Below are 22,260 nucleotides of genomic sequence, written 5' to 3' on the forward strand. Positions count from 1 at the left end.
TAAGTCGCAGAAATTTGTGCATACTATAAGTATATTTGTATTGCTAACATAAATGAAAAAAGCTTTTTATATTAGATGATTAGAGCGATACTATTTCGCATTTTCTCTAGTGTGATTTGGATAGAGAGGGGTAAAAATATGGAACAAACAAAACATGAGTATTCCATGAATTGGGCTGGACGTAAATTAACCGTTGAAATTGGACAATTAGCTAAACAAGCTAATGGAGCGGTAATGGTCCGTTATGGAGATACAGCAGTTTTAAGTACAGCGACAGCATCAAAAGAACCAAAAAACTTAGACTTTTTCCCATTAACTTGTAACTATGAAGAACGATTATATGCTGTGGGGAAAATACCTGGCGGTTTTATTAAACGTGAAGGTCGTCCTAGTGAAAAAGCAATTTTAGCAAGTCGGTTAATTGACCGCCCAATTCGTCCGCTTTTTGCTGATGGATTCCGTAATGATGTACAAGTTATTAGTATTGTAATGAGTGTGGATCAAGATTGCTCTTCAGAGATGGCGGCAATGTTTGGTTCTTCTTTAGCACTTTGTACATCTGACATTCCATTTGAGGGACCTATTGCTGGTGTAATTGTTGGCAGAGTCGATGGAGAGTTTGTAATTAACCCAACAGTAGATCAAGCTGAAAAAAGCGATATCCATTTAACGGTTGCTGGAACGAAAGATGCGATCAACATGGTTGAAGCTGGCGCAGATGAAGTTTCTGAGGAAGTAATGCTTGAGGCCATTATGTATGGACATGAAGCGATTAAGAGTCTCGTTGAATTCCAAGAAAAAATTATGGCCGAGGCTGGCAAAGAAAAAAGAGAAATCACGCTATACGAACTTGATAAGGACCTTGAAGCGGAAGTAAGAGAAATATGTGAAGCTGATATGGTAACGGCTATCCAGGTTCAGGAAAAGCATGCTCGTGAGGATGCTATTAAAGAAGTGAAAAATCGTGTAATTGCAAAATTCGAAGAGAATGAAGCAACTGCAGATGACTTGAAGCAAGTAAAACAAATTTTAGATAAAATTGTTAAAGGTGAAGTTCGCCGTTTAATAACCGTTGAGAAAATTCGTCCTGATGGCCGAAAGATCGATGAAATACGTCCACTGTCTTCACAAGTAGGTATCTTGCCTCGTACACATGGTTCAGGATTATTTACTCGTGGACAAACCCAAGCATTAAGTATTTGTACTTTAGGAGCAATGGGAGATGTACAAATTCTCGATGGTTTAGGTATTGAAGAAGAAAAACGTTTTATGCACCATTATAACTTCCCGTTATTTAGTGTAGGTGAAACGGGCCCAATCCGTGGTCCAGGCCGTCGTGAAATCGGACATGGTGCCCTTGGTGAGCGAGCATTAGAACCAATCGTACCGTCAGAAAAAGACTTCCCATATACAATTCGTCTAGTTTCTGAAGTTCTCGAATCAAATGGGTCTACTTCTCAAGCGAGTATTTGTGCAAGTACACTTGCAATGATGGATGCAGGTGTTCCAATTAAAGCACCAGTAGCTGGTATTGCAATGGGACTTGTAAAATCAGGTGATTATTACACCGTATTATCCGATATTCAAGGAATGGAAGACCATCTTGGGGATATGGACTTTAAAGTGGCAGGAACAGCAAAAGGTGTAACTGCACTGCAAATGGATATCAAGATTAAAGGTCTTTCTCGCGAAATTCTTGAAGAAGCACTACAACAGGCTAAAAAAGGAAGAATGCATATCCTTGAATCAATGCTTGCAACGATTGGAGAGCCTAGAACAGAGCTTTCAAAATTTGCACCAAAAATTCTAACGATGAAAATTAATCCAGATAAAATCCGTGATGTTATTGGACCAAGTGGTAAACAAATCAATAAAATTATTGAAGAAACTGGTGTTAAGATTGACATTGAACAGGATGGAACAGTATTTATTGCCTCAACTGATCAAGAAATGAATCAAAAGGCAAAGAAAATTATTGAAGATATTGTTCGTGAGGTTGTAGTTGGCGAAATGTATCTTGGCAAAGTCAAACGTGTTGAAAAGTTTGGTGCGTTTGTAGAAATATTTGCTGGAAAAGATGGACTCGTCCATATTTCTGAACTGGCTGAAGAGCGAGTTGGAAAAGTGGAGGATGTCGTTAAAATCGGTGACGAATTTTTAGTGAAAGTTACAGAAATTGATAAACAAGGTCGTGTGAACTTATCACGCAAGGCAATATTAAAAGAACAACGTGAAAAGGCTGAAGCTGAAAAACAACATTAAGTCCTTCTCAAAGTGAAAGTCAGGGGGAACCCTGACTTTTTCTTTATTAGTTCTATCTAGCTGCAGCGCCTAGGGACTCGGGGTCATAAGCCAATCCGTCCAGAAGGTTAAAGAACAACCTTCTAGCCGGCTCGTCTTATGCCTGTCGCCCCTGTTCAAGGCGCTTACGCTTTTAGTTCTACCTTGTCCCCATTTTTCATATATTTTGTATGAAGGGGGAAGGAAGATGAAGAAGTTAAGTATGATCGCTTTCTTAATAATTGCTGCATGGTTTTCTGTCAATAATTCACTTGTTGATACATATGTGTCTTCACTAAAAGGAAACGCACTAACCGTTGGAAAGCAAGAAAATCCTCTATATCAAAGTATAGTTAAAAATGCTTCTACATATGAAATACCACCTTCTGATGCAAAAGTCGATAGAGTGTGGAAATCGATCCCCGGATATAATGGGGTAATGATCGATATTGAAGCTTCATATAAAAATATGAAAAAAGATGGGATCTTTGATGAAAAAAAATTGGTCTATAAACAAATAAAACCAGCTATTCATCTTAAAGATTTACCGCCATCTCCTATTTACCGTGGGCATCCAGAAAAACCGATGGTCAGCTTCATCATTAACGTGGCATGGGGAAATGAATATTTACCGGAAATCCTTGCTACGCTAAAAAGACATCAAGTTTCAGCCAGTTTTTTCCTAGAGGGAAATTGGGTAAAAAATAACCCTGATTTAGCCAAAATGATTGTAAGCGCTGGACATGAGGTGGGAAACCACTCTTATTCGCATCCGAATATGCAAAGGTTATCTGCATCTCAAACAAGGGAGCAGATGGTAAGAACAAATGAAGTAATCGAGGCAGCAACAGGTAAAAAAAGTGAATGGTTTGCACCTCCAAGTGGTAGTTACCGGGATGAAACGGTAAAAATAGCAGCGGAATTAAAGATGAAGACGGTCATGTGGACAGTAGATACAATTGATTGGCAAAAACCCTCACCAGACCAATTGATTAATCGTGTTATTTCTAAAATCGATAACGGGTCAATGGTACTCATGCATCCAACTGAACCAACTGCCAAATCACTAGACCGTCTCATTTCATTGATAAAGGAAAAGGGTTTACGTATAAGTACTGTAAGCGATTTAATGAGTGAAGAAAGAATGATGAAATAAAATTAGCATTGTTTCCAGATAATAAAGTAAAATAAGTTGATTTCTGGTTTTTATCGATAGGAGGATTTTGATGATAAATAGATATTCTTGCAAAAATGGAGTAAGAATTGTATTAGAAAATATTCCAACAGTGAGATCTGTAGCCATTGGAGTATGGATTGGCACTGGTTCAAGAAATGAAAATCCCCAAACGAATGGTATTTCGCACTTTTTAGAGCATATGTTTTTCAAAGGAACAGCAACTCGTTCAGCGAAAGAAATTGCTGAGTCTTTTGATAGTATTGGTGGTCAAGTGAATGCCTTTACTTCGAAGGAGTACACTTGTTATTATGCAAAAGTATTGGATACACATGCTCAATTTGCTTTAGACGTTTTAGCTGATATGTTCTTCAATTCAACCTTTGTTGAAGAAGAGTTAAATAAAGAAAGAAATGTAGTTCTAGAAGAAATTAAGATGTATGATGATACACCAGATGATATTGTCCATGATTTACTAAGCCGTGCCATTTATGAAGATCATCCACTTGGATATCCTATTTTAGGAACTGAGGAAACCCTCAACACGTTTACGAGTGATACTCTTAAAGAATATATTCACAATCATTACACACCAGAAAATGTAGTGATTTCCATCGCTGGAAATGTTTCTGATACATTTATTAAAGAGGTTGAAAAATATTTTGGATCGTATGAAGGTGGAAAAAGTGCGATTACTGAAAATATACCTACATTCCATTCGAATAAATTATCACGAAAAAAGGAAACAGAACAAGCCCATCTTTGTATTGGTTTCGAAGGATTAAAGATTGGTCACGAAGATGTCTACAGCTTAATTATATTAAATAATATTTTAGGCGGCAGTATGAGCAGCAGACTTTTCCAAGAAGTTCGCGAGCAGCGCGGCTTAGCTTATTCTGTTTTCTCCTATCACTCTGCTTATCAAGATAACGGTGTTGTGACCGTTTATGGCGGCACAGGTGCTAAGCAGCTTGATGTGTTATATGAAACGATTCAAGAGACACTCGAAAAATTAACACATGATGGAATTACAGAAAAAGAATTAATCAACAGTAAAGAACAGTTAAAGGGAAGTTTAATGTTAAGTTTAGAGAGTACAAATAGCAGGATGAGTCGAAATGGGAAAAATGAACTCCTATTAAAACGTCATCGTTCACTTGATGAAATTATTGAGCAAATTGATCAAGTATCAAAACAAAGTGTCGATGGGATGTCTACATCCATTTTTTCAAACAAGTTCTCGGTTTCCCTAATCAGTCCCGATGGAGAATTACCAAAAAGTTTAAAATAGCAGCTAAAAACAGTTCAATTTCGAACTGTTTTTTCTTTTATTGTCTAGTTCCAGCGCCTAGTGGCTCGGGGTCATAAGCCAATCCGTCAAGAAGGTTAAAGAACAACCTTCTAGCCGGCTCGTCTTATGCCTGTCGCCCCTGGGCAAGGCGCTTCCACTTTTCTTAGTCTAAATTTGGACTCCCATCGATAAACATATAGTAAGGATGTTGAAAAGAGGGGGCAATATAATGAGGTTAAGTGAATTAAGCGGTAAAGAAATAGTGGATGTAAAAAAAGCAGAACGGCTGGGAGTCCTTGGTCAAACAGACTTGGAGATCAATGAAAACTCTGGTCAAATTCAAGCACTGCTAATACCATCATCTTTAAAATGGTTTGGATTTAGAAAGCAGGGCGGGGAAATTAGAGTCCCTTGGCAGCATATAAAAAAGATAGGCTCTGATATGATTATTATTGATGTACAAGAAGAAGAGTAACGTAGAAATGGAATATAGATAAAAGCCTAAGCAAATAAAATTTTGCTTGGGCTTTTTTATTTATCTGTATCTGAAAAACTCACAGATTTATCCGCTCTTACATAAGATGTTGAAGTGATAAGAAGAAACGACTTCTGTTTGGATTTTTTGAAAAGAAGGTGAATGATTTCATGCTGACAGGGATGCAGATAGCCGTAATCGGTGGAGATGCAAGACAGCTGGAAATTATCCGGAAGTTAACCGAGTTAGATGCCAGATTATCTTTAATTGGCTTCGAGCAGCTTGATCACGCGTTTACAGGCGCTGTGAAGGATAAGTTGGATGAAGTCGATTTTTCAAATATGGATGCTTTAATCTTACCGGTACCCGGTACAAATTTAGAAGGGGATGTTGAAACAATCTTTTCGAATGAAAAGGTAGTATTGACAGCTGATATGCTTAAGAAAACACCTGAACATTGTACCATTTATTCAGGAATAACTAATGCCTATTTAAATGGAATTACAAAGGAAGCAAATCGTTCGCTCATACAGCTTTTTGAGAGGGACGATGTGGCCATATATAATTCTATCCCTACTGTAGAAGGAACAATTATGATGGCTATCCAGCATACAGATTTTACTATTCATGGCTCCAATATTGCGGTTTTAGGTTTAGGAAGAGTTGGGATGAGTGTGGCGAGGACCTTTCATGCCCTGGGAGCAAAAGTAAAAGTTGGTGCCAGAAAAAGTGAACATCTTGCCAGAATTACCGAAATGGGGCTAACCCCTTTTCATTTAAACGAATTAGATAAAGAGGTTAAGGATACTGATATTTTAATCAATACCATTCCGTTATTAATCGTTAGTGCTAAAGTTATTTCCAAATTGCCTGCTCATACTCTAATTATTGACCTTGCCTCAAAGCCAGGTGGAACTGATTTTAGGTATGCAGAAAAAAGAGGCATAAAAGCACTGCTTGCACCAGGGTTACCTGGAATAGTCGCGCCAAAAACAGCTGGTCAAATACTAGCCAATGTTCTGGCCCAATTGCTTCAAGATGATTATAGTGAGCGAAAGGGGAAATTAATATGAGTTTAAAAGGGAAAAAAATCGGCTTTGGATTAACCGGTTCTCATTGTACGTATGATGCTGTATTTCCTGAAATTGAGAAGTTAGTTCAAGCAGGTGCTGAGGTATTACCTGTAGTCACATTTACGGTGAAAAATACTGAAACCCGTTTTGGAAAAGGTGAAGACTGGATTCAAAGGATTGAGGATTTAACAGGTAACAGAGTGATAGATTCAATCATTAAAGCAGAGCCGTTAGGTCCAAAGATCCCTTTAGATTGTATGGTTGTTGCCCCATTAACAGGTGTTTCAATGAGTAAATTTGCGAATGCGATGAATGATAGTCCTGTATTAATGGCTGCCAAAGCCACCCTAAGAAATCTAAAACCTGTTGTCCTGGGAATATCTACAAATGATGCATTAGGGCTAAATGGAGTAAACTTGATGAGATTAATGGCAACAAAACATATATATTTTATTCCATATGGCCAGGATGACCCCGAAAAAAAACCCAATTCGATGGTGGCAAGAATGCCGTTGCTAATGGAAACAGTTGAAGCTGCTCTTTACGGCAGACAAATTCAGCCAGTTCTAGTGGAAAGATATAGGGATACAGACTAATTCTAACTCCTTTCATCAAATATGGTTTTTTCTTTCAAGGAATATGTTAATATATTTATAATTCAATCGTCAGTGGGACACATTGTCTCACTGATGAGAATTTATATTAACCTTTTCTGATTCTTGTTACATTGAAACAGAAATGACCAATAAATCATAGATGAAAGATTGAAAGGGGCATTAGAAAATGAGTAAGACAAATGGTTATCATGTTGCGGTAGTTGGGGCAACAGGAGCGGTCGGTCAACAAATGATTCAAACATTAGTGAAAGAAAAATTCCCAATTAACCAATTAACCCTATTATCTTCTGCACGTTCAGCGGGAAAGAAAGTTACAATCGATGGTGTAGAGCATACAATTCAGGAAGCTAAGCCAGAAAGCTTTGCTGGAGTGGATATTGCTTTATTTTCTGCTGGAGGAAATATTTCAAAAGAACTTGCTCCAGAAGCTGTAAAGCATGGGGCTATTGTAGTGGACAACACAAGTGCTTTTAGAATGGGTAAGGATATTCCGTTGGTTGTACCAGAGGTTAATGAATCTGATTTGCACGATCATAATGGAATTATTGCAAATCCGAATTGTTCCACTATCCAAATGGTAGTAGCATTGGAACCGATTAGACAGAAATATGGACTTAAGAAAGTTATTGTTTCAACCTATCAAGCTGTTTCAGGTGCAGGGGCTGTAGCCATTGAAGAATTACAGAACCAGACGAAAGCAATTCTAAATGGAGAGCAAGCAGAACCAAAAATCTTACCTGTAAAAGGTGATAAGAACCACTATCAAATAGCTTTTAATGCTATACCACAAATAGATCAATTTACAGAGAATGGCTACACATATGAAGAAATGAAAATGATAAATGAAACAAAAAAAATAATGCATCTTCCTGAGCTCCATGTAGCTGCCACTTGTGTAAGATTACCTGTCGCAGTTGGTCACTCTGAGTCTGTGTATTTTGAAATCGAAGCAGACAACATCACTGCAAATGAAATTAAAGAATTGTTAAAAACGGCACCAGGCATAGTTTTACAGGATGATCCAGAAAATCAATTATATCCAATGCCTGCGAACTGTGTAGGCAGTAATGATGTTTTTGTAGGGCGAATTCGTAACGATCTAAATGAAGGTCGTGGCTTCCATATGTGGGTAGTTTCTGACAATTTGCTCAAGGGCGCTGCCTGGAATTCAGTTCAAATTGCTGAGAGCTTAATTAAGCTAGGTTTAATTAAAGAAAAAAAATAAAGATCTGATTAAAAAAGGCAGGTTTAAATGTCATATGAAAATAATCGTTCAAAAATTTGGCGGGACATCTGTCAGGGACGAAGCTAGCAGGCAGCATGCCAAGAAACATATCAAAAAAGCATTGGCTGATGGATTTAAAGTAGTAGTAGTAGTATCTGCGATGGGAAGAAATGGTGACCCCTATGCAACAGATACACTCCTTTCCTTAGTGGGAGGTAATCAAAGTAAGGTCAGTAAACGAGAAAATGACCTGCTATTATCCTGTGGTGAAATCATTTCTAGTATTGTTTTTGCAAATATGCTGAAAGTCAATGGCATTGATGCGATCGCTTTGACAGGTGCCCAAGCGGGATTTCGAACAAATAACGATCATTCCCAAGCAAAGATTGTAGAAATGAAATGTGACCGATTGTTACGAGAACTAGAATTTAATGATGTTGTCGTTGTTGCTGGATTTCAAGGTGCTGCAAAGAACGGTGACATTACAACAATTGGACGAGGTGGCAGTGACACTTCTGCAGCTGCATTAGGGGCTGCTTTAAATGCAGAATGGATCGATATTTTTACCGACGTAGAAGGAATTATGACAGCTGATCCAAGAATTGCGGAAAATGCCAGGCAGCTTTCGGTTGTAACCTACACAGAGCTCTGTAATATGGCCTATCAAGGTGCGAAGGTAATTCATCCAAGAGCTGTTGAAATAGCCATGCAGGCGAAGGTTCCGATTCGAATTCGCTCGACTTATTCCGACAGTTTAGGTACATTGGTTACGTCCATTTTGAAAGGTTCCCGGGGCAGTGATATTAAAGAACGAACGGTTACCGGAATTGCACATGTTTCGAATGTAACTCAAATTAAAGTTTTTGCCAAAAAAGATCAATACAATTTACAAGCAGAAGTATTTAAAGCAATGGCAAACGAAAAAATCAGTGTCGATTTCATCAATATTTCACCTAATGGTGTAGTATATACGGTGACGGAAGAAATGACTGACAAGGCCATTAAGGTATTAGAAGAAATAGGTCATGACCCTGTAGTAGAACGTCATTGTGCGAAGGTATCTGTTGTTGGAGCCGGAATTGCAGGAGTTCCGGGTGTTACTTCAAGGATTGTTACAGCTCTTTCGGAGAATGGAATACGCATCTTACAATCCGCAGATAGCCATACGACGATATGGGTACTTGTGAAGCAAGACGACTTGGTAAAATCAGTGAATGCATTACATGACGCCTTTCATCTTGAAGAAGAAACAATGGAAACAAAGCTTACGGATTTCTAATATACTAAAGGTAGGAAATGGTAGTTCGGACCTTAAACTGCCGTTTTCCAGCTTGATTTTCGTAATTGAGAGGAGTAGTAAAATGGTTCATTTTGGCCGGGTTTCAACTGCCATGGTTACACCTTTTGATAAAAAAGGTCATATTGATTTTCCTAAGACCACTCAATTGGTAAACTATCTAATTGATAATGGAACAGAATCTCTTGTAGTAGCGGGGACAACCGGTGAATCGCCGACTTTGTCAAAGGAAGAGAAATTGGCATTATTTAATCATGTTGTAAAGGTAGTTGGAAAAAGAATACCAGTAATTGCTGGGACGGGCAGCTATAATACCTACGCATCGGTGGAACTGACTAAAAAGGCAGAACAGCTTGGTGTCGATGCGATTATGCTGGTGGCTCCTTATTATAATAAACCGAATCAGGAAGGCTTATATCAGCACTTTAAAATGGTTGCCGAAGCGACTTCACTACCTGTAATGGTTTATAATATCCCAGGAAGGTCAGCTGTAAACGTTCATCCTGATACGATTATAAGGCTGTCAAAAATTCCGAATATAGTTGCTGTGAAAGAGGCAAGTGGAGATTTAACGGGCATCGCTCATATCATTGCGAATACGGATAGTAATTTCGACGTCTATAGTGGAGATGATAGTATGACTATTCCAGTTCTTTCTATCGGAGGGTCTGGGGTTGTCTCTGTTGCCTCCCATGTGATTGGCAAAGAAATACAAAAGATGGTATATGCCTTTTTAGAAGGTGAAAATTCGAAAGCAGCTAAACTCCACCAAGAGCTTTTACCACTTATGCAGGGACTATTTGCAGCTCCAAGTCCTGCACCTGTTAAAACAGCACTCCAAGTTAAAGGGCTTGACGTAGGGTCAGTAAGACTCCCCCTTGTCCCACTAACTGAACAAGAACGTTCAACCTTAATAAAATTATTATAATAAGATAAAATGCCAATCTCGTTTATGGATTGGCATTTTTTATTTGCAATGAAAGGGATACAGTTGTGTTTATAACCTGTTGATTTGCATGGAAGGCGCGAGACTCCTGCGGGACTTGCAGGTCAGGGTGAGACCCCGCAGGCGCGCAGCGCGAGGAGGCTCACCGACCGCCCGCGGAAAGCGAAGTGCCTGGAGTGCAAATCAACAGACTTGTTTAACACAGTCATTTATATAAATTAACAACTTATTTAGTCTGATAAGATTGGGAAAATCAACTAATTGGTTGTAAAGGTTTTCAACTATAAAGTATAATAGTCATAACTGATCTCGATCGGGCAATATTGAAATGTCGAAGACCTCTAGTGAATCGGTGCTTGAGCTAGACAATCAACATAGGAGGAAACGGAAATTGATTAGTAGAACAAATAGTTCCATAAAAGTTATCACACTTGGTGGTGTAGGAGAAATCGGAAAAAATATGTATCTTGTTGAAGTGGACAAAGATATATTCATTATCGATGCCGGGTTAATGTTCCCCGAGGATGAAATGCTGGGCATTGATATCGTTATTCCTGACATCACCTATTTAACAGAGAACAAAGAAAGAGTTAAGGCGGTTTTCCTTACGCATGGACATGAAGATCATATCGGTGCCCTATCCTATCTTCTTCGCCAAATAGACGTACCTGTATATGGAACAAAACTTACTTTAGCTCTAGCAAACGCTAAGCTCAAAGAACAGGAATATAATGGAGAAATTAATTTTAACGAAGTAACATCAGATACGATTATTCAAATGGATTCAGTCAAAGTAAGCTTCTTTCGAACAAATCACAGTATCCCAGATTCAGTGGGTGTCTGTATCCATACTTCTGAAGGTAACATTGTTTATACAGGTGATTTCAAATTTGATCAGGCTGCCACAAAGCTTTATAAGCCTGAAATTGGGAAAATGGCGGCTATTGGAGAACAAGGTGTATTTTGCTTATTATCTGACAGTACAGAAGCCGAAAAGCCCGGCTACACAACTTCTGAGTCATTTGTTGAGCGGGAACTATCTACTGCCTTATATAATTCAAAAGGAAGGATGATTGCTGCTTGCTTCGCCTCAGACATTAACAGAATTCAACATATATTTAATGCAGCAAGGGATCATGGCCGCAAAGTAGCAGTGGTGGGTAAAAGTCTTGAAAGAATTTATCATATTGCCCTTGATCTAGGCTACTTAGAGGTGGAAGAAGATCTTATCGTCCCTGTAAGCGAAATAAATAACTATGAAGATAGGGAAATCCTTATCTTAATGACAGGAAGTCAAGGGGAGCCGATTGAAGGGCTTCAAAAAATGGCAAAGCAATCTAGTAAATATGTAAATATTCAACCAGGAGATACTGTATTAATAGCTGCATCACCACTTAGGGGAAGCGAACTACTAATATCCAGGACAGTGGATATGCTGTTTAGAGCTGGTGCAAATGTTATTTCTGGAAAAAGAGCGGTACATGTCTCTAGTCATGGCAGTCAAGAAGAATTAAAATTTATGATTAACTTAATGAAACCACAGTACTTTATTCCTGTTCATGGTGAATATCGAATGTTAAAGGCGCATCGGAAATTGGCACTTGATTGCGGTTTGAATGATGATAATATTATTATCGCTGACCGTGGGGATGTAGTAGAATTTAAGGATGGCAAATTTAATATTTCAGGTAAAGTTCCATCGGGGAATGTTTTAATAGATGGCATTGGTGTTGGAGACGTTGGCAACATCGTTTTACGAGATAGAAGACTTTTGTCTCAAGATGGTATCTTAATTGTAGTCGTTACATTAACTCGTCAGGAAAAGAGAATAGCTGCAGGTCCTGAAATTATCTCACGCGGTTTTGTCTATGTTCGTGAATCCGAAAAATTAATGGATGAATCGACAAAATTAGTTAGTGATATCGTGCAAAAGAATATTTCAAAAGATACTTTTGAATGGTCAAGTCTCAAACAGGACATACGAGATGGATTAAACCGGTATTTGTATGAAAAAACAAAGAGAAGGCCGATGATTCTTCCAATTATCATGGAGGTTTAAAATATTTATGAAGGGCATTGGGCAACCAGTGCCTTTCATATTTAAATCTAAGAATGAAATTAACTCTTAAGTCCATACTAACGTTATCATGCGTGAAGGGAGACTTAAGATGAATAAGGATATACAAAAAGGAGAATCGGAAAATCAAGAAGGGCAAGAGCCTCTAAAAGAGGATAAACCTTCTTCATTAATGGAAAAAATACAGCAGCTCGGACAAACGAATGTCCCACAACTGTCTACTGATTCAAAAATTCACTGTTTGACCATTATTGGCCAAATAGAGGGACACTTGGCACTGCCTCCACAAAATAAAACTACTAAATATGAACATTTGATTCCACAGTTAGTGGCAATCGAACAAAATCCAAAAATAGAAGGAGTTTTAATTATCTTAAATACGGTTGGAGGGGATGTCGAAGCAGGACTGGCCATCTCAGAAATGCTGGCTACACTTTCAAAGCCAACTGTTTCGATAGTCTTAGGAGGCGGACATTCTATTGGAGTTCCAATAGCGGTATCATGTAATTACTCCTTCATTGCTGAAACCGCAACGATGACCATTCATCCTATTCGTTTAACAGGTCTAGTAATTGGGGTACCCGCAACCTTTGAATATTTAGACAAGATGCAGGATAGAGTGGTCAATTTCGTAACCAAGCACTCAAAAATCCCTGAAGAGAAATTTAAAGATTTAATGTTTGCTAAAGGTAATCTTACCCGTGACATAGGAACAAATGTTGTGGGGCCAGATGCAGTGGAATATGGATTAATAGATGAGGTAGGCGGATTAGGTCAAGCAATGAAGAAGCTTAACGAATTAATAGACCAGGCAAAAGTGGTCAACGAGGGGCTGATTCAATGATCCTGTATACAACGATGCCACAGGAATTTATTTTTCCGACGGAAGCAGAATCCTTCACTAAACAACAAACTGTAACCTATCAAGGAGTATCGTTAATAGTAGAACAAACGGATGCACAAAACGTACAAGTGGTACGCGTTTTAAGTAGTGATCCGCAGCATTTTTTAGACGAGCGTATATGTCCTGGTGCTAAAATTTCTTGTGCAAGCATTCAAGGATTGACCGCAAACTTTTAGGATATTATGGTATAATCATAAGTACGAAGCTTAAGCAGCCATCAAGGCTGCTTTCTTCCTTTTGTGGGTATTTTTAATAAGCTAGCTATGCTGTGTTAAAAGTTTTTAATGATTTTATAACCTGTTGATTTGCGCGGAAGGCACGAGACTCCTGCGGGACTAGCAGGTCAGGGTGAGACCCCGCAGACGCGTAGCGTCGAGGAGGCTCACCGACCGCCCGCGGAAAGCGAAGTGCCTGGAGCGCAAATCAACAGTCTTGTTTAACACAAACTTAAGCTAAATTATGATAACAATGTTTGATATAGCAAAAGGATGATAATGCTAGTACTACACTTTTATAGACAGGTGATTTTATGGCAAAAAGAAAGAGAAGAACAGCAAAAAAGAGAGATAATCATTTAAAAGAAACACTTAAATTTGAACTATCAGCGCTTGTTCTATTAGCACTTGCTATAATTGCAATAGCAAAATTGGGAGCAGTCGGTGAAGCATTAGTATTATTTTTCCGATTTTGGATGGGTGAATGGTACATGCTAAGCTTGATAGGTCTAGTTATACTAAGTGTGTATTTAATGTGGAAACGAAGCATGCCTTTTTTCTTTCATATTAAATTAACTGGTACATATTTTATTGTTTCAGCCATTCTCCTCTTAAGCCATGTAACCCTATTTCATTTACTAACAAATGATGGGAACTTTAAAAATCCTAGTGTTATTAGCAACACATGGGAAATCTTCATAATGGAAGTTAAAGGAGAGACGAGTACAATCGACCTTGGCGGAGGGATGATAGGTGCAGTTCTTTTTGCAATGTTTCATTACCTTTTTGCCGAAACCGGCACAAAGATTATTGCATTTATCTTTATTCTTATTGGTTTTATTTTACTAACAGGAAAATCGTTTGGCGAATTTATTGCTAAAGTAGGTATTACGATTGCTGATTTTTCCAAGGGACAATGGAGTGCCTTTCAATTAGATATGGAAGAATGGAAACAGAAAAAGCAGGAACGTCGGGAAGAAAAACGAGTTCAACAGCAACGCGAACGTGAAAACCGTGCAGCTTCTGGACAGACAGAAATCATTGCACCAATACAAAATCTACAGAATGAAATGGCGGCACCCGAACCGCTCATTTCAAGCTTTGCTGATCGTGCTTATCAAGAAGAGGAACCGCCAAAAGCAAGACGAAAGAGTGAAGAATCAAAAAATAAAACAAATGAACATAAAATTGATGAAGATGATTCTACTCCGCCGATTACTTTTACAGAAGTAGAAAATGTAGCTTATGAGCTACCGCCACTAAGACTCCTAAAGCTTCCAAAGAAAACAGACCAAAGTGGGGAGTACGAATTAATTCATGCCAATGCTGCTAAACTGGAACGTACATTTCAAAGCTTTGGGGTAAAGGCCCGTGTAACTCAGGTTCATCTAGGGCCGGCTGTTACAAAATATGAAGTACACCCTGATGTAGGGGTTAAGGTTAGTAAAATAGTGAGTTTAAGTGATGATTTAGCATTAGCACTAGCTGCTAAAGATATACGTATTGAAGCACCGATTCCTGGGAAATCTGCCATTGGAATCGAAGTTCCGAATTCGGAGGTTGCAATTGTTTCCTTGCGCGAGGTACTAGAAGCGACCCAGAATAATAAACCAGAAGCAAAGCTTTTGATAGGTCTTGGCAGAGATATTACTGGCGAAGCTGTTCTAGCTGAATTAAATAAAATGCCCCATCTATTAGTGGCTGGTTCAACAGGAAGCGGTAAAAGTGTATGTATTAATGGGATTATTACCAGTATCTTAATGAGGGCAAAGCCGCATGAAGTTAAAATGATGATGATCGATCCGAAAATGGTTGAGTTGAATGTCTATAATGGAGTACCTCACTTATTAGCACCAGTAGTAACAGAACCTAAGAAAGCATCGCAAGCATTGAAAAAGGTTGTAAGTGAAATGGAAAGACGGTATGATTTATTTTCACACACAGGAACCCGAAACATTGAAGGATATAATGATCACATTAAAAGGCATAACATCGAAGAAAATGACAAGCAGCCCCTTATACCGTATATAGTGGTAATCGTAGATGAGCTTGCGGATTTAATGATGGTAGCATCTTCTGATGTAGAGGATTCGATTACTAGACTAGCACAAATGGCCAGAGCAGCTGGTATTCACTTAATTATCGCTACCCAGCGTCCATCCGTTGATGTTATCACGGGTGTAATCAAAGCCAATATTCCTTCTAGAATTGCTTTTGCAGTTTCAAGTGCAACAGATTCAAGAACCATTTTGGATATGGGTGGTGCAGAGAAATTGCTCGGCAGAGGAGATATGCTATTTCTACCTGTTGGGGCTTCTAAACCGGTTCGTGTACAAGGCGCCTTTTTATCAGACAATGAAGTTGAGGATACCGTTAATTTTGTAATCGGCCAGCAAAAAGCACAGTATCAAGAAGAGATGATCCCAGATGATACACCGGAATTGACCGGAGAAGTTGACGATGAACTGTATTCGGATGCTGTTGACCTTGTAATTGAGATGCAAACCGCATCTGTATCAATGCTGCAGCGACGATTTCGAATTGGATATACTAGAGCGGCACGTTTAATTGATGAAATGGAAGCACGGGGAATTGTCGGTGCATACGAAGGAAGTAAACCAAGAACAGTACTGCAAGCCAAACAAAATGAAGAATTAAATTAGTAAAGAGTCGATTTCTCGGCTCTTTTTTTTTTCAATATATACGATAAATTTAGACCATTATATATTATAGCAGACTTTTTAATAAAAAAGGCTAATCATGGTAACCGTATTTATACAGGCCTGGTTTTTTCGACAAAATTTTGAATTTCTATTTCAATATCACTAAAAAAATGTTATATTATTTTCGATTAGTAGGAATGATTATACATCAGATGTCTGATGACTTAGGAAAAAGCTGGAGGTACCTGCATGTCTATTAAGCTTGATAACCGACATTTATACTTACAAGTTATTGATCGGTTAAAGCAAGATATTGAACAAGGAGTTTATAAAGAAAAAGAAAAATTACCCTCTGAATTCGATCTTGCCAAACTACTTGGAGTAAGCAGAGCAACACTTCGTGAAGCGTTGCGTATTCTTGAAGAGGAAAACGTTATCATCCGCCGCCATGGCGTTGGCACGTTTGTTAACTCAAAACCGCTGTTTACCTCAGGGATTGAACAACTTAATAGTGTAACAGATATGATATTTAAAGCAGGTATGAAACCAGGCACGATTTTTTTAAGTTCATCAACTGTTGGAGCTACAGAAGAGGATAGTCGTCGTTTCACATGTTCTTTAAATGAGGAAATCGTAATCATGGAGCGGGTTAGAACTGCAAACGGGGAACCAGTTGTATACTGTATCGACAAAGTACCTGAAAAAATCTTGCCTGAGACTTTTTCTCATGGAGAGGAATCAATCTTCTCAATTTTAGAAGATGAGGCAAACCGAAAAATTACATACGCGGTTGCTCAGATTGAACCTATTGGTTATCATGAAAAAATTTCCCCCATTCTAGAATGTGAACCAGAAACTGCTTTGCTTGTTTTAAAGCAAATGCATTTCGATGAAACGGATGAACCAATCCTTTTTTCGGTAAACTATTTTAAGGCAGATAAATTTAGTTTTCAGGTTCTGAGAAAAAGATTCTAATTTTTTTGCAGGTTTGAAAACGCAATCACTCTGTTTACTTAAAATTCCTACAAAATCAAACAAAAAAATATAGGGGGTCAATTGCCTTGAAAAAACGTAAATTTGGCTTAGCTATGTCAATGATTTTAGCTGCCGGCACATTACTTGGAGCTTGTGGTGGCGGTGACAAAGATACTGGAAGTAAGGATAACGGTAAAGATGCAGTTAAGATCGGTATGGTTACGGATGCAGGTACAATTGATGACAAATCCTTTAACCAAGGTACTTGGGAAGGTATTAAGCAAGCTGAAAAGGATCTTGGAATTCAATCAAAATATCTTAAACCAGCTGGTACTACAGAAGCAGAATACCTAAAGGAAATGGGCAATTTATACGATGCAGGTTATAAGTTTATTGTATTACCTGGATTCAAGTTTGAAACTGCTGTATTCCATGCACAAGATAAATATAAAGATGCAAAATTTGTCATTCTTGATGGTAATCCACATTCTGGGGACTTTAAACCAGTGGTTAAGGATAACACAGTGGCAATTTTCTTTGCTGAACATGAATCAGGATTCTTGGCAGGTGTAGCTACTGCTGTTGAACTAAAAGAAGGTGAAGCTGGCTTTATCGGCGGTATGGAAATTCCTGCTGTTCAAAAGTTTAATTGGGGCTTCCAACAAGGTATTAAATATGCTAATGAAAACTTAGGCACAAATATATCATTAAAAGCAGAAAACGTAATGTACCAAGGATCTTTTGATAATGTTGCTGCAGGTGGACAAATTGCTGCACAAATGTTTGACCGTGGTGTAGATGTAATCTTCACAGCTGCTGGCGGTGTAGGTGTTGGAGCGATTAACGAAGCAAAAACTCGCGGCAAAGCTGGCGATAAAATCTGGATCGTTGGTGTTGACAGTGACCAATATGCGGATGGTATCTACGAAGGTGACAAATCTATTATCTTGACTTCAGCAATGAAAAAATTAGATGTTGTTACTCTTGACATGATTAAGGCTGAGTTAGATGGTAAATTCCCTGGCGGCGATACGTTAACTTTTGATGCTAAAAACGACGGAATCGGTCTACCAGAAGAAAATCCAAACTTAAGCGATGAAACAACGGCTAAAGTTAAAGAAGTATATGAAAAAATTAAGTCTGGCGATATCAAAGTTGCTGGTGAACAAGGAAGTTTATTCAAGTAAAAAAATCATAAAAGAGGCGGTTTTTCCCGTCTCTTTTATGTACTTATGTATGATTAATCTGATGAACAAGCCTATTACTAGAGTATACAACTACTGAGTTTAGTAATAGCTTAAGTATCAAATTTACTTTTCACTATTCTTCAGTTTTGATGTTGTAATAGGGGACTCCCTATTTTCAAAGAAACCCGAGTCTAAATAAAAAGGTGAGTGCTACTATGAGTTATGTGGTTGAAATGCTGAATATTAGGAAAGAATTCCCTGGTATTGTAGCAAATGATAATGTTACCCTAACATTAAAAAAGGGGGAAATACATGCCTTACTAGGTGAAAACGGTGCCGGAAAGTCCACACTTATGGGTGTATTGTTCGGTATGTATCAACCTGAACAAGGGGTCATTAAAATCCGGGAGAAGGAAGTAAAAATTACGAATCCTAGTGTAGCCAATCAACTCGGTATTGGAATGGTCCACCAACATTTTAAATTGGTAGAAAACTTTACAGTAACAGAAAATATTATTCTAGGCAGTGAACCATTAAAAGGGATGATCCTAGATATTGATAAGGCTGCAAAAAGAATTGCAGAATTGTCAAAGCATTATGGCTTAAACGTTGATCCACATTCAAAAATTGAAGATATCTCAGTAGGAATGCAGCAACGAGTAGAAATCATGAAAATGCTCTACCGTGAAGCTGAAGTACTTATTTTTGATGAACCAACAGCAGTTTTAACTCCGCATGAAATTGAAGAGTTAATGAAAATTATGCGCAACCTTATAAAAGAAGGTAAATCGATTATCATTATTACACATAAGTTAAAAGAAATTAAAGCGGTCGCAGACAGATGTACAGTTATTCGACGTGGAAAAGGAATTGGAACTGTTAATGTGAAAGAGACTAGTGAATCAAGTCTTGCAGAAATGATGGTTGGTCGCCATGTTAACTTTAAAGTGGATAAGGAAGCTAGTACACCAGGTGATGTTGTACTTCAAATAGATTCTATCTCTGTAAAAAATAATAGAAAAGTATTAGGACTAAAAAACTTCTCGGTTGAAGTAAGAAGAGGAGAGATTGTTGGTATCGCTGGGGTTGAAGGAAATGGTCAATCCGAGCTCGTAGAAGCGATAACTGGACTTAGGAAAGTTGAATCGGGAAAAATTTTATTAAAAGGGAACGAAATAACAAATATTTCAATTCGCCAAAGAATCGAAAGTGGAATTGGTCATATCCCTGAAGACAGACAAAGGCGTGGACTTGTTCTCGATTATACACTAGAAAACAACATGGTTTTAGAAGTATATAATAAACCACCGTTTGCAAAGACTGGATTACTAAATGGTACTGCCATTAAGAAATATGCTAGAAGTATATTAGAAAAATTTGACGTTCGTTCTGGTGAAGGCGGAGCATCAATTGCAAGAACACTATCAGGAGGAAATCAGCAAAAGGCTATCATCGGGCGGGAAATGGAATTAGATCCTGATTTGCTCATCGCTGTACAACCTACGCGTGGATTGGATGTAGGATCGATTGAATATATCCACAAACGATTAATCGAGCATCGTGATAAAGGAAAAGCTGTTCTTCTAGTTTCTTTAGAGCTTGATGAAGTGCTGCAGCTTTCAGACCGCATTGCCATCGTTAACAATGGAGAACTGATTGGAACAGTCATTGCTTCTGAGACGAATGAGAATGAGGTAGGACTGATGATGGCAGGAGTGAATAAGGAGAGAAGCGTATGAGAAACACCATTGTATCCATAATTGCAATTATTTTAGGATTAATAGCTGGGGGCTTATTGATGCTCTTTATAGGGGCAAACCCTATCGAAGGATATTCGTATTTGTTCCAAGGTGCATTAAAAAATATTTCACGTATTGGTGATACCCTTGCAACGGCAACACCGTTAATTTTTACTGGACTTGCTGTGGCCTTTGCTTTTCGTACGGGCTTATTCAATATCGGTGTATCAGGACAAATGCTGATTGGCGGCCTTGCTGCCACTGCTGTTGGCTTATCGTTTGATTTATCAAGACCGGTTTTAATTATTTTAATGATACTTGCTGGTATTATTGGTGGAGGACTTTGGGCATTCATTCCGGGCTTATTAAAAGCTAGATTTAATGTGCATGAGGTAGTAGCAACGATTATGATGAACTGGATTGCTTATTGGACCGTTTATTATATCGTTCCTGGTTACTTTAAAGGTGAATTCCTAGAAACTGAATCACGCAAACTTGCTGAAGAGTCTACTTTGAGAACGCCTTGGTTGACAGAAATGTTTCAGGGTTCTTATATTAACTTAGGTTTGTTCTTTGCAGTTATTGCAGTACTTATCATTGCATTTATCATTAATAAAACAACATTGGGATTTGAATTAAAAGCTGTTGGATTCAATCGCCACGCAGCAGAATATGCAGGTATGAAGGTTAATCGCAATATTATCTTATCAATGTTAATTTCAGGTGCCCTTGCAGGTCTGGGCGGGGTAGCACTATACACTGGTAATGCTTCCAGCATGCAAATCGGTATTTTACCATCACAAGGTTATGATGGCATTGCGGTTGCGTTACTTGGAGCTAACTCACCAGTTGGCGTATTCTTTGCAGCACTCCTTTTTGGTATTCTTTATTCGGGGACAGGCTTTATGAATGCGATGATCGAGATTCCACCAGAACTTGCTAATACTATTATCGCCATTATTATTTACTTTGCTGCTACTAGCGTACTGATTCACCGTCTATTAAATAAATTCCGTAAGACTCGTTCAAATGCAAATGATGTAAATGGACCTGTTGGCAAGAAGGGAGAAGCTTAAAATGTGGACCATAATTGAACAAATATTCCCTTATGCGATTGTTTTTACAATTCCACTTCTGATAACAGCATTAGGCGGTCTTTTTAGTGAAAGAAGCGGTATCGTAAATATTGGATTAGAAGGTTTAATGATATCAGGAGCATTTGCAAGTGCAATCACTGTTAATTTTTTGCAGGACAAAATGCCTAATAGCTCAACCGTCCTATGGCTTGGTATATTAGCAGCAATAGTAGTAGGTTTGTTGTTTTCTCTATTACATGCCTTCGCAAGCATAAATCTAAGTGCAGACCAAGTAATTAGTGGTACTGCAATTAACATGATTGCAATGGCTTTAACCGTATTCTTAGCTAGAAATATAACTGGTAGTGGTAATATTCGTATTACTAGCGGTTTCACACCATTTGATGTGCCAATTTTATCTCAAATTCCAATAATTGGAGATTTGTTATTTACAAAAACGTATGCGACAACTTGGTTTATTTTAATAGTCCTGTTTGTTAGTGCGTTTATGCTAAATAAAACGAAATTTGGCTTGCGATTAAAGTCTTGTGGTGAGTTTCCACAGGCTGCGCAAGCAGCAGGGATTAATGTAGTGAGAATCCGCTATATTGGCGTTATGCTTTCTGGCGCTTTATCAGGATTAGGCGGAGGAATCATTATTTTAACTTACGCTGGTGAATTTACTGGTTCCGTTTCAGGTCTTGGTTTCTTAGCACTTGCTTCCTTAATTTTTGGTCAATGGAGACCGTTAGGAATCTTAGGAGCAACATTATTCTTCGGATTTGCCAGCACAATCGCTAACGTATCTCAAGTTATTCCTGAATTGGCTGTTATTCCGCCAATCATACTAAAGATTTTCCCATATGTAGTAACGTTAATTGCTTTAGTACTCTTTTCTAAATCTTCACAAGCACCTAAAGCTGCTGGAGAACCATTTGATCCAGGTAAACGTTAATAATAGTAAGTATCAAGGCTGGCTAATTTGTCAGCCTTTTTTGTTTTGTGAAAGAGTCAGTGGTTTTAGCTTGTAAAAACTAACCTTGGCA

General features: G+C 38.3%; 18 protein-coding genes. All 18 read left to right on the forward strand.

Translation table 11 applies throughout. The features are described 5' to 3' along the window. Positions 1 to 138: 138 nt before the first annotated feature. The 18 genes from pnp (at position 139) to V7124_RS01100 (ending at position 22,169) form a co-directional block, all read left to right on the forward strand. Positions 139 to 2,262, forward strand: a complete 2,124-nt coding sequence (gene pnp, locus V7124_RS01015) for a polyribonucleotide nucleotidyltransferase (protein ID WP_335485077.1) — start codon at positions 139 to 141, stop codon at positions 2,260 to 2,262. A gap of 226 nt (positions 2,263 to 2,488) precedes the next feature. Beyond that, entirely contained in the window at positions 2,489 to 3,436 is a 948-nt protein-coding gene (locus V7124_RS01020) for a polysaccharide deacetylase family protein (protein WP_335485080.1), read from the forward strand. 70 nt (positions 3,437 to 3,506) lie between these two features. Continuing rightward, the gene (locus V7124_RS01025; RefSeq protein ID WP_335485083.1) at positions 3,507 to 4,745 is read left to right on the forward strand and encodes a M16 family metallopeptidase; all 1,239 of its coding nucleotides are present in this window, start codon (positions 3,507 to 3,509) and stop codon (positions 4,743 to 4,745) included. A gap of 229 nt (positions 4,746 to 4,974) precedes the next feature. Beyond that, on the forward strand, positions 4,975 to 5,220 hold the full coding sequence (locus V7124_RS01030; protein ID WP_335411594.1) for a YlmC/YmxH family sporulation protein: 246 nt from the start codon (positions 4,975 to 4,977) through the stop codon (positions 5,218 to 5,220). A 170-nt stretch (positions 5,221 to 5,390) separates the two neighbouring features. Continuing rightward, entirely contained in the window at positions 5,391 to 6,293 is a 903-nt protein-coding gene (gene dpaA / locus V7124_RS01035) for a dipicolinic acid synthetase subunit A (protein WP_335411592.1), read from the forward strand. After that, a complete protein-coding gene (gene dpaB, locus V7124_RS01040) occupies positions 6,290 to 6,889 on the forward strand; it encodes a dipicolinate synthase subunit B (RefSeq protein WP_335411590.1) in 600 nt (199 codons plus the stop codon). The genes dpaA and dpaB overlap by 4 nt, the downstream gene beginning before the upstream one ends. Before the next feature lie 187 nt (positions 6,890 to 7,076). Next, the gene (gene asd / locus V7124_RS01045; protein ID WP_335411588.1) at positions 7,077 to 8,135 is read left to right on the forward strand and encodes an aspartate-semialdehyde dehydrogenase; all 1,059 of its coding nucleotides are present in this window, start codon (positions 7,077 to 7,079) and stop codon (positions 8,133 to 8,135) included. A gap of 34 nt (positions 8,136 to 8,169) precedes the next feature. Next, complete coding sequence (gene dapG / locus V7124_RS01050; RefSeq protein WP_335411585.1) at positions 8,170 to 9,414, forward strand: aspartate kinase; 1,245 nt, start codon at positions 8,170 to 8,172, stop codon at positions 9,412 to 9,414. A gap of 82 nt (positions 9,415 to 9,496) precedes the next feature. After that, entirely contained in the window at positions 9,497 to 10,360 is an 864-nt protein-coding gene (gene dapA / locus V7124_RS01055) for a 4-hydroxy-tetrahydrodipicolinate synthase (RefSeq protein ID WP_335411583.1), read from the forward strand. Between the two features lie 409 nt (positions 10,361 to 10,769). Beyond that, a complete protein-coding gene (locus V7124_RS01060) occupies positions 10,770 to 12,437 on the forward strand; it encodes a ribonuclease J (RefSeq protein WP_335485086.1) in 1,668 nt (555 codons plus the stop codon). A gap of 109 nt (positions 12,438 to 12,546) precedes the next feature. Beyond that, on the forward strand, positions 12,547 to 13,299 hold the full coding sequence (locus tag V7124_RS01065; protein WP_335411580.1) for a ClpP family protease: 753 nt from the start codon (positions 12,547 to 12,549) through the stop codon (positions 13,297 to 13,299). Next, a complete protein-coding gene (locus V7124_RS01070; RefSeq protein WP_335411579.1) occupies positions 13,296 to 13,535 on the forward strand; it encodes a YlzJ-like family protein in 240 nt (79 codons plus the stop codon). The genes V7124_RS01065 and V7124_RS01070 overlap by 4 nt, the downstream gene beginning before the upstream one ends. Positions 13,536 to 13,888: 353 nt before the next feature. Continuing rightward, complete coding sequence (locus V7124_RS01075) at positions 13,889 to 16,237, forward strand: DNA translocase FtsK (RefSeq protein WP_335485089.1); 2,349 nt, start codon at positions 13,889 to 13,891, stop codon at positions 16,235 to 16,237. Between the two features lie 249 nt (positions 16,238 to 16,486). After that, the gene (locus V7124_RS01080) at positions 16,487 to 17,212 is read left to right on the forward strand and encodes a GntR family transcriptional regulator (RefSeq protein ID WP_335411575.1); all 726 of its coding nucleotides are present in this window, start codon (positions 16,487 to 16,489) and stop codon (positions 17,210 to 17,212) included. Positions 17,213 to 17,298: 86 nt separating this feature from the next. Then, positions 17,299 to 18,399: a BMP family lipoprotein gene (locus V7124_RS01085; protein WP_335411573.1), complete on the forward strand. Its 1,101-nt coding sequence runs from the start codon at positions 17,299 to 17,301 to the stop codon at positions 18,397 to 18,399. 215 nt (positions 18,400 to 18,614) lie between these two features. Further along, positions 18,615 to 20,138 (forward strand): ABC transporter ATP-binding protein, encoded by a 1,524-nt coding sequence (locus V7124_RS01090; RefSeq protein WP_335485092.1) that lies wholly within the window; start codon positions 18,615 to 18,617, stop codon positions 20,136 to 20,138. Further along, positions 20,135 to 21,214 (forward strand): ABC transporter permease, encoded by a 1,080-nt coding sequence (locus V7124_RS01095; protein WP_335411568.1) that lies wholly within the window; start codon positions 20,135 to 20,137, stop codon positions 21,212 to 21,214. Before V7124_RS01090 ends, V7124_RS01095 begins: the two co-directional genes overlap by 4 nt. Position 21,215: 1 nt before the next feature. Then, entirely contained in the window at positions 21,216 to 22,169 is a 954-nt protein-coding gene (locus tag V7124_RS01100; RefSeq protein WP_335411566.1) for an ABC transporter permease, read from the forward strand. Positions 22,170 to 22,260: the final 91 nt, after the last annotated feature.

This window comes from Neobacillus niacini (assembly GCF_036961885.1).
GTDB classification, from domain to species: Bacteria; Bacillota; Bacilli; order Bacillales; family Cytobacillaceae; genus Neobacillus; species Neobacillus niacini_H.

What these genes read in the sequence shown, in the direction of transcription:
- asd (WP_335411588.1), top strand. Translation starts at nt 7,077, where the DNA reads ATGAGTAAGACAAATGGTTATCATGTTGCGGTAGTTGGGGCAACAGGA.
- V7124_RS01020 (WP_335485080.1), top strand. Translation starts at nt 2,489, where the DNA reads ATGAAGAAGTTAAGTATGATCGCTTTCTTAATAATTGCTGCATGGTTT.
- V7124_RS01095 (WP_335411568.1), top strand. Translation starts at nt 20,135, where the DNA reads ATGAGAAACACCATTGTATCCATAATTGCAATTATTTTAGGATTAATA.
- V7124_RS01080 (WP_335411575.1), top strand. Translation starts at nt 16,487, where the DNA reads ATGTCTATTAAGCTTGATAACCGACATTTATACTTACAAGTTATTGAT.
- dapG (WP_335411585.1), top strand. Translation starts at nt 8,170, where the DNA reads ATGAAAATAATCGTTCAAAAATTTGGCGGGACATCTGTCAGGGACGAA.
- dpaA (WP_335411592.1), top strand. Translation starts at nt 5,391, where the DNA reads ATGCTGACAGGGATGCAGATAGCCGTAATCGGTGGAGATGCAAGACAG.
- V7124_RS01090 (WP_335485092.1), top strand. Translation starts at nt 18,615, where the DNA reads ATGAGTTATGTGGTTGAAATGCTGAATATTAGGAAAGAATTCCCTGGT.
- V7124_RS01025 (WP_335485083.1), top strand. Translation starts at nt 3,507, where the DNA reads ATGATAAATAGATATTCTTGCAAAAATGGAGTAAGAATTGTATTAGAA.
- dapA (WP_335411583.1), top strand. Translation starts at nt 9,497, where the DNA reads ATGGTTCATTTTGGCCGGGTTTCAACTGCCATGGTTACACCTTTTGAT.
- V7124_RS01075 (WP_335485089.1), top strand. Translation starts at nt 13,889, where the DNA reads ATGGCAAAAAGAAAGAGAAGAACAGCAAAAAAGAGAGATAATCATTTA.
- V7124_RS01070 (WP_335411579.1), top strand. Translation starts at nt 13,296, where the DNA reads ATGATCCTGTATACAACGATGCCACAGGAATTTATTTTTCCGACGGAA.
- V7124_RS01065 (WP_335411580.1), top strand. Translation starts at nt 12,547, where the DNA reads ATGAATAAGGATATACAAAAAGGAGAATCGGAAAATCAAGAAGGGCAA.
- V7124_RS01100 (WP_335411566.1), top strand. Translation starts at nt 21,216, where the DNA reads ATGTGGACCATAATTGAACAAATATTCCCTTATGCGATTGTTTTTACA.
- dpaB (WP_335411590.1), top strand. Translation starts at nt 6,290, where the DNA reads ATGAGTTTAAAAGGGAAAAAAATCGGCTTTGGATTAACCGGTTCTCAT.
- pnp (WP_335485077.1), top strand. Translation starts at nt 139, where the DNA reads ATGGAACAAACAAAACATGAGTATTCCATGAATTGGGCTGGACGTAAA.
- V7124_RS01030 (WP_335411594.1), top strand. Translation starts at nt 4,975, where the DNA reads ATGAGGTTAAGTGAATTAAGCGGTAAAGAAATAGTGGATGTAAAAAAA.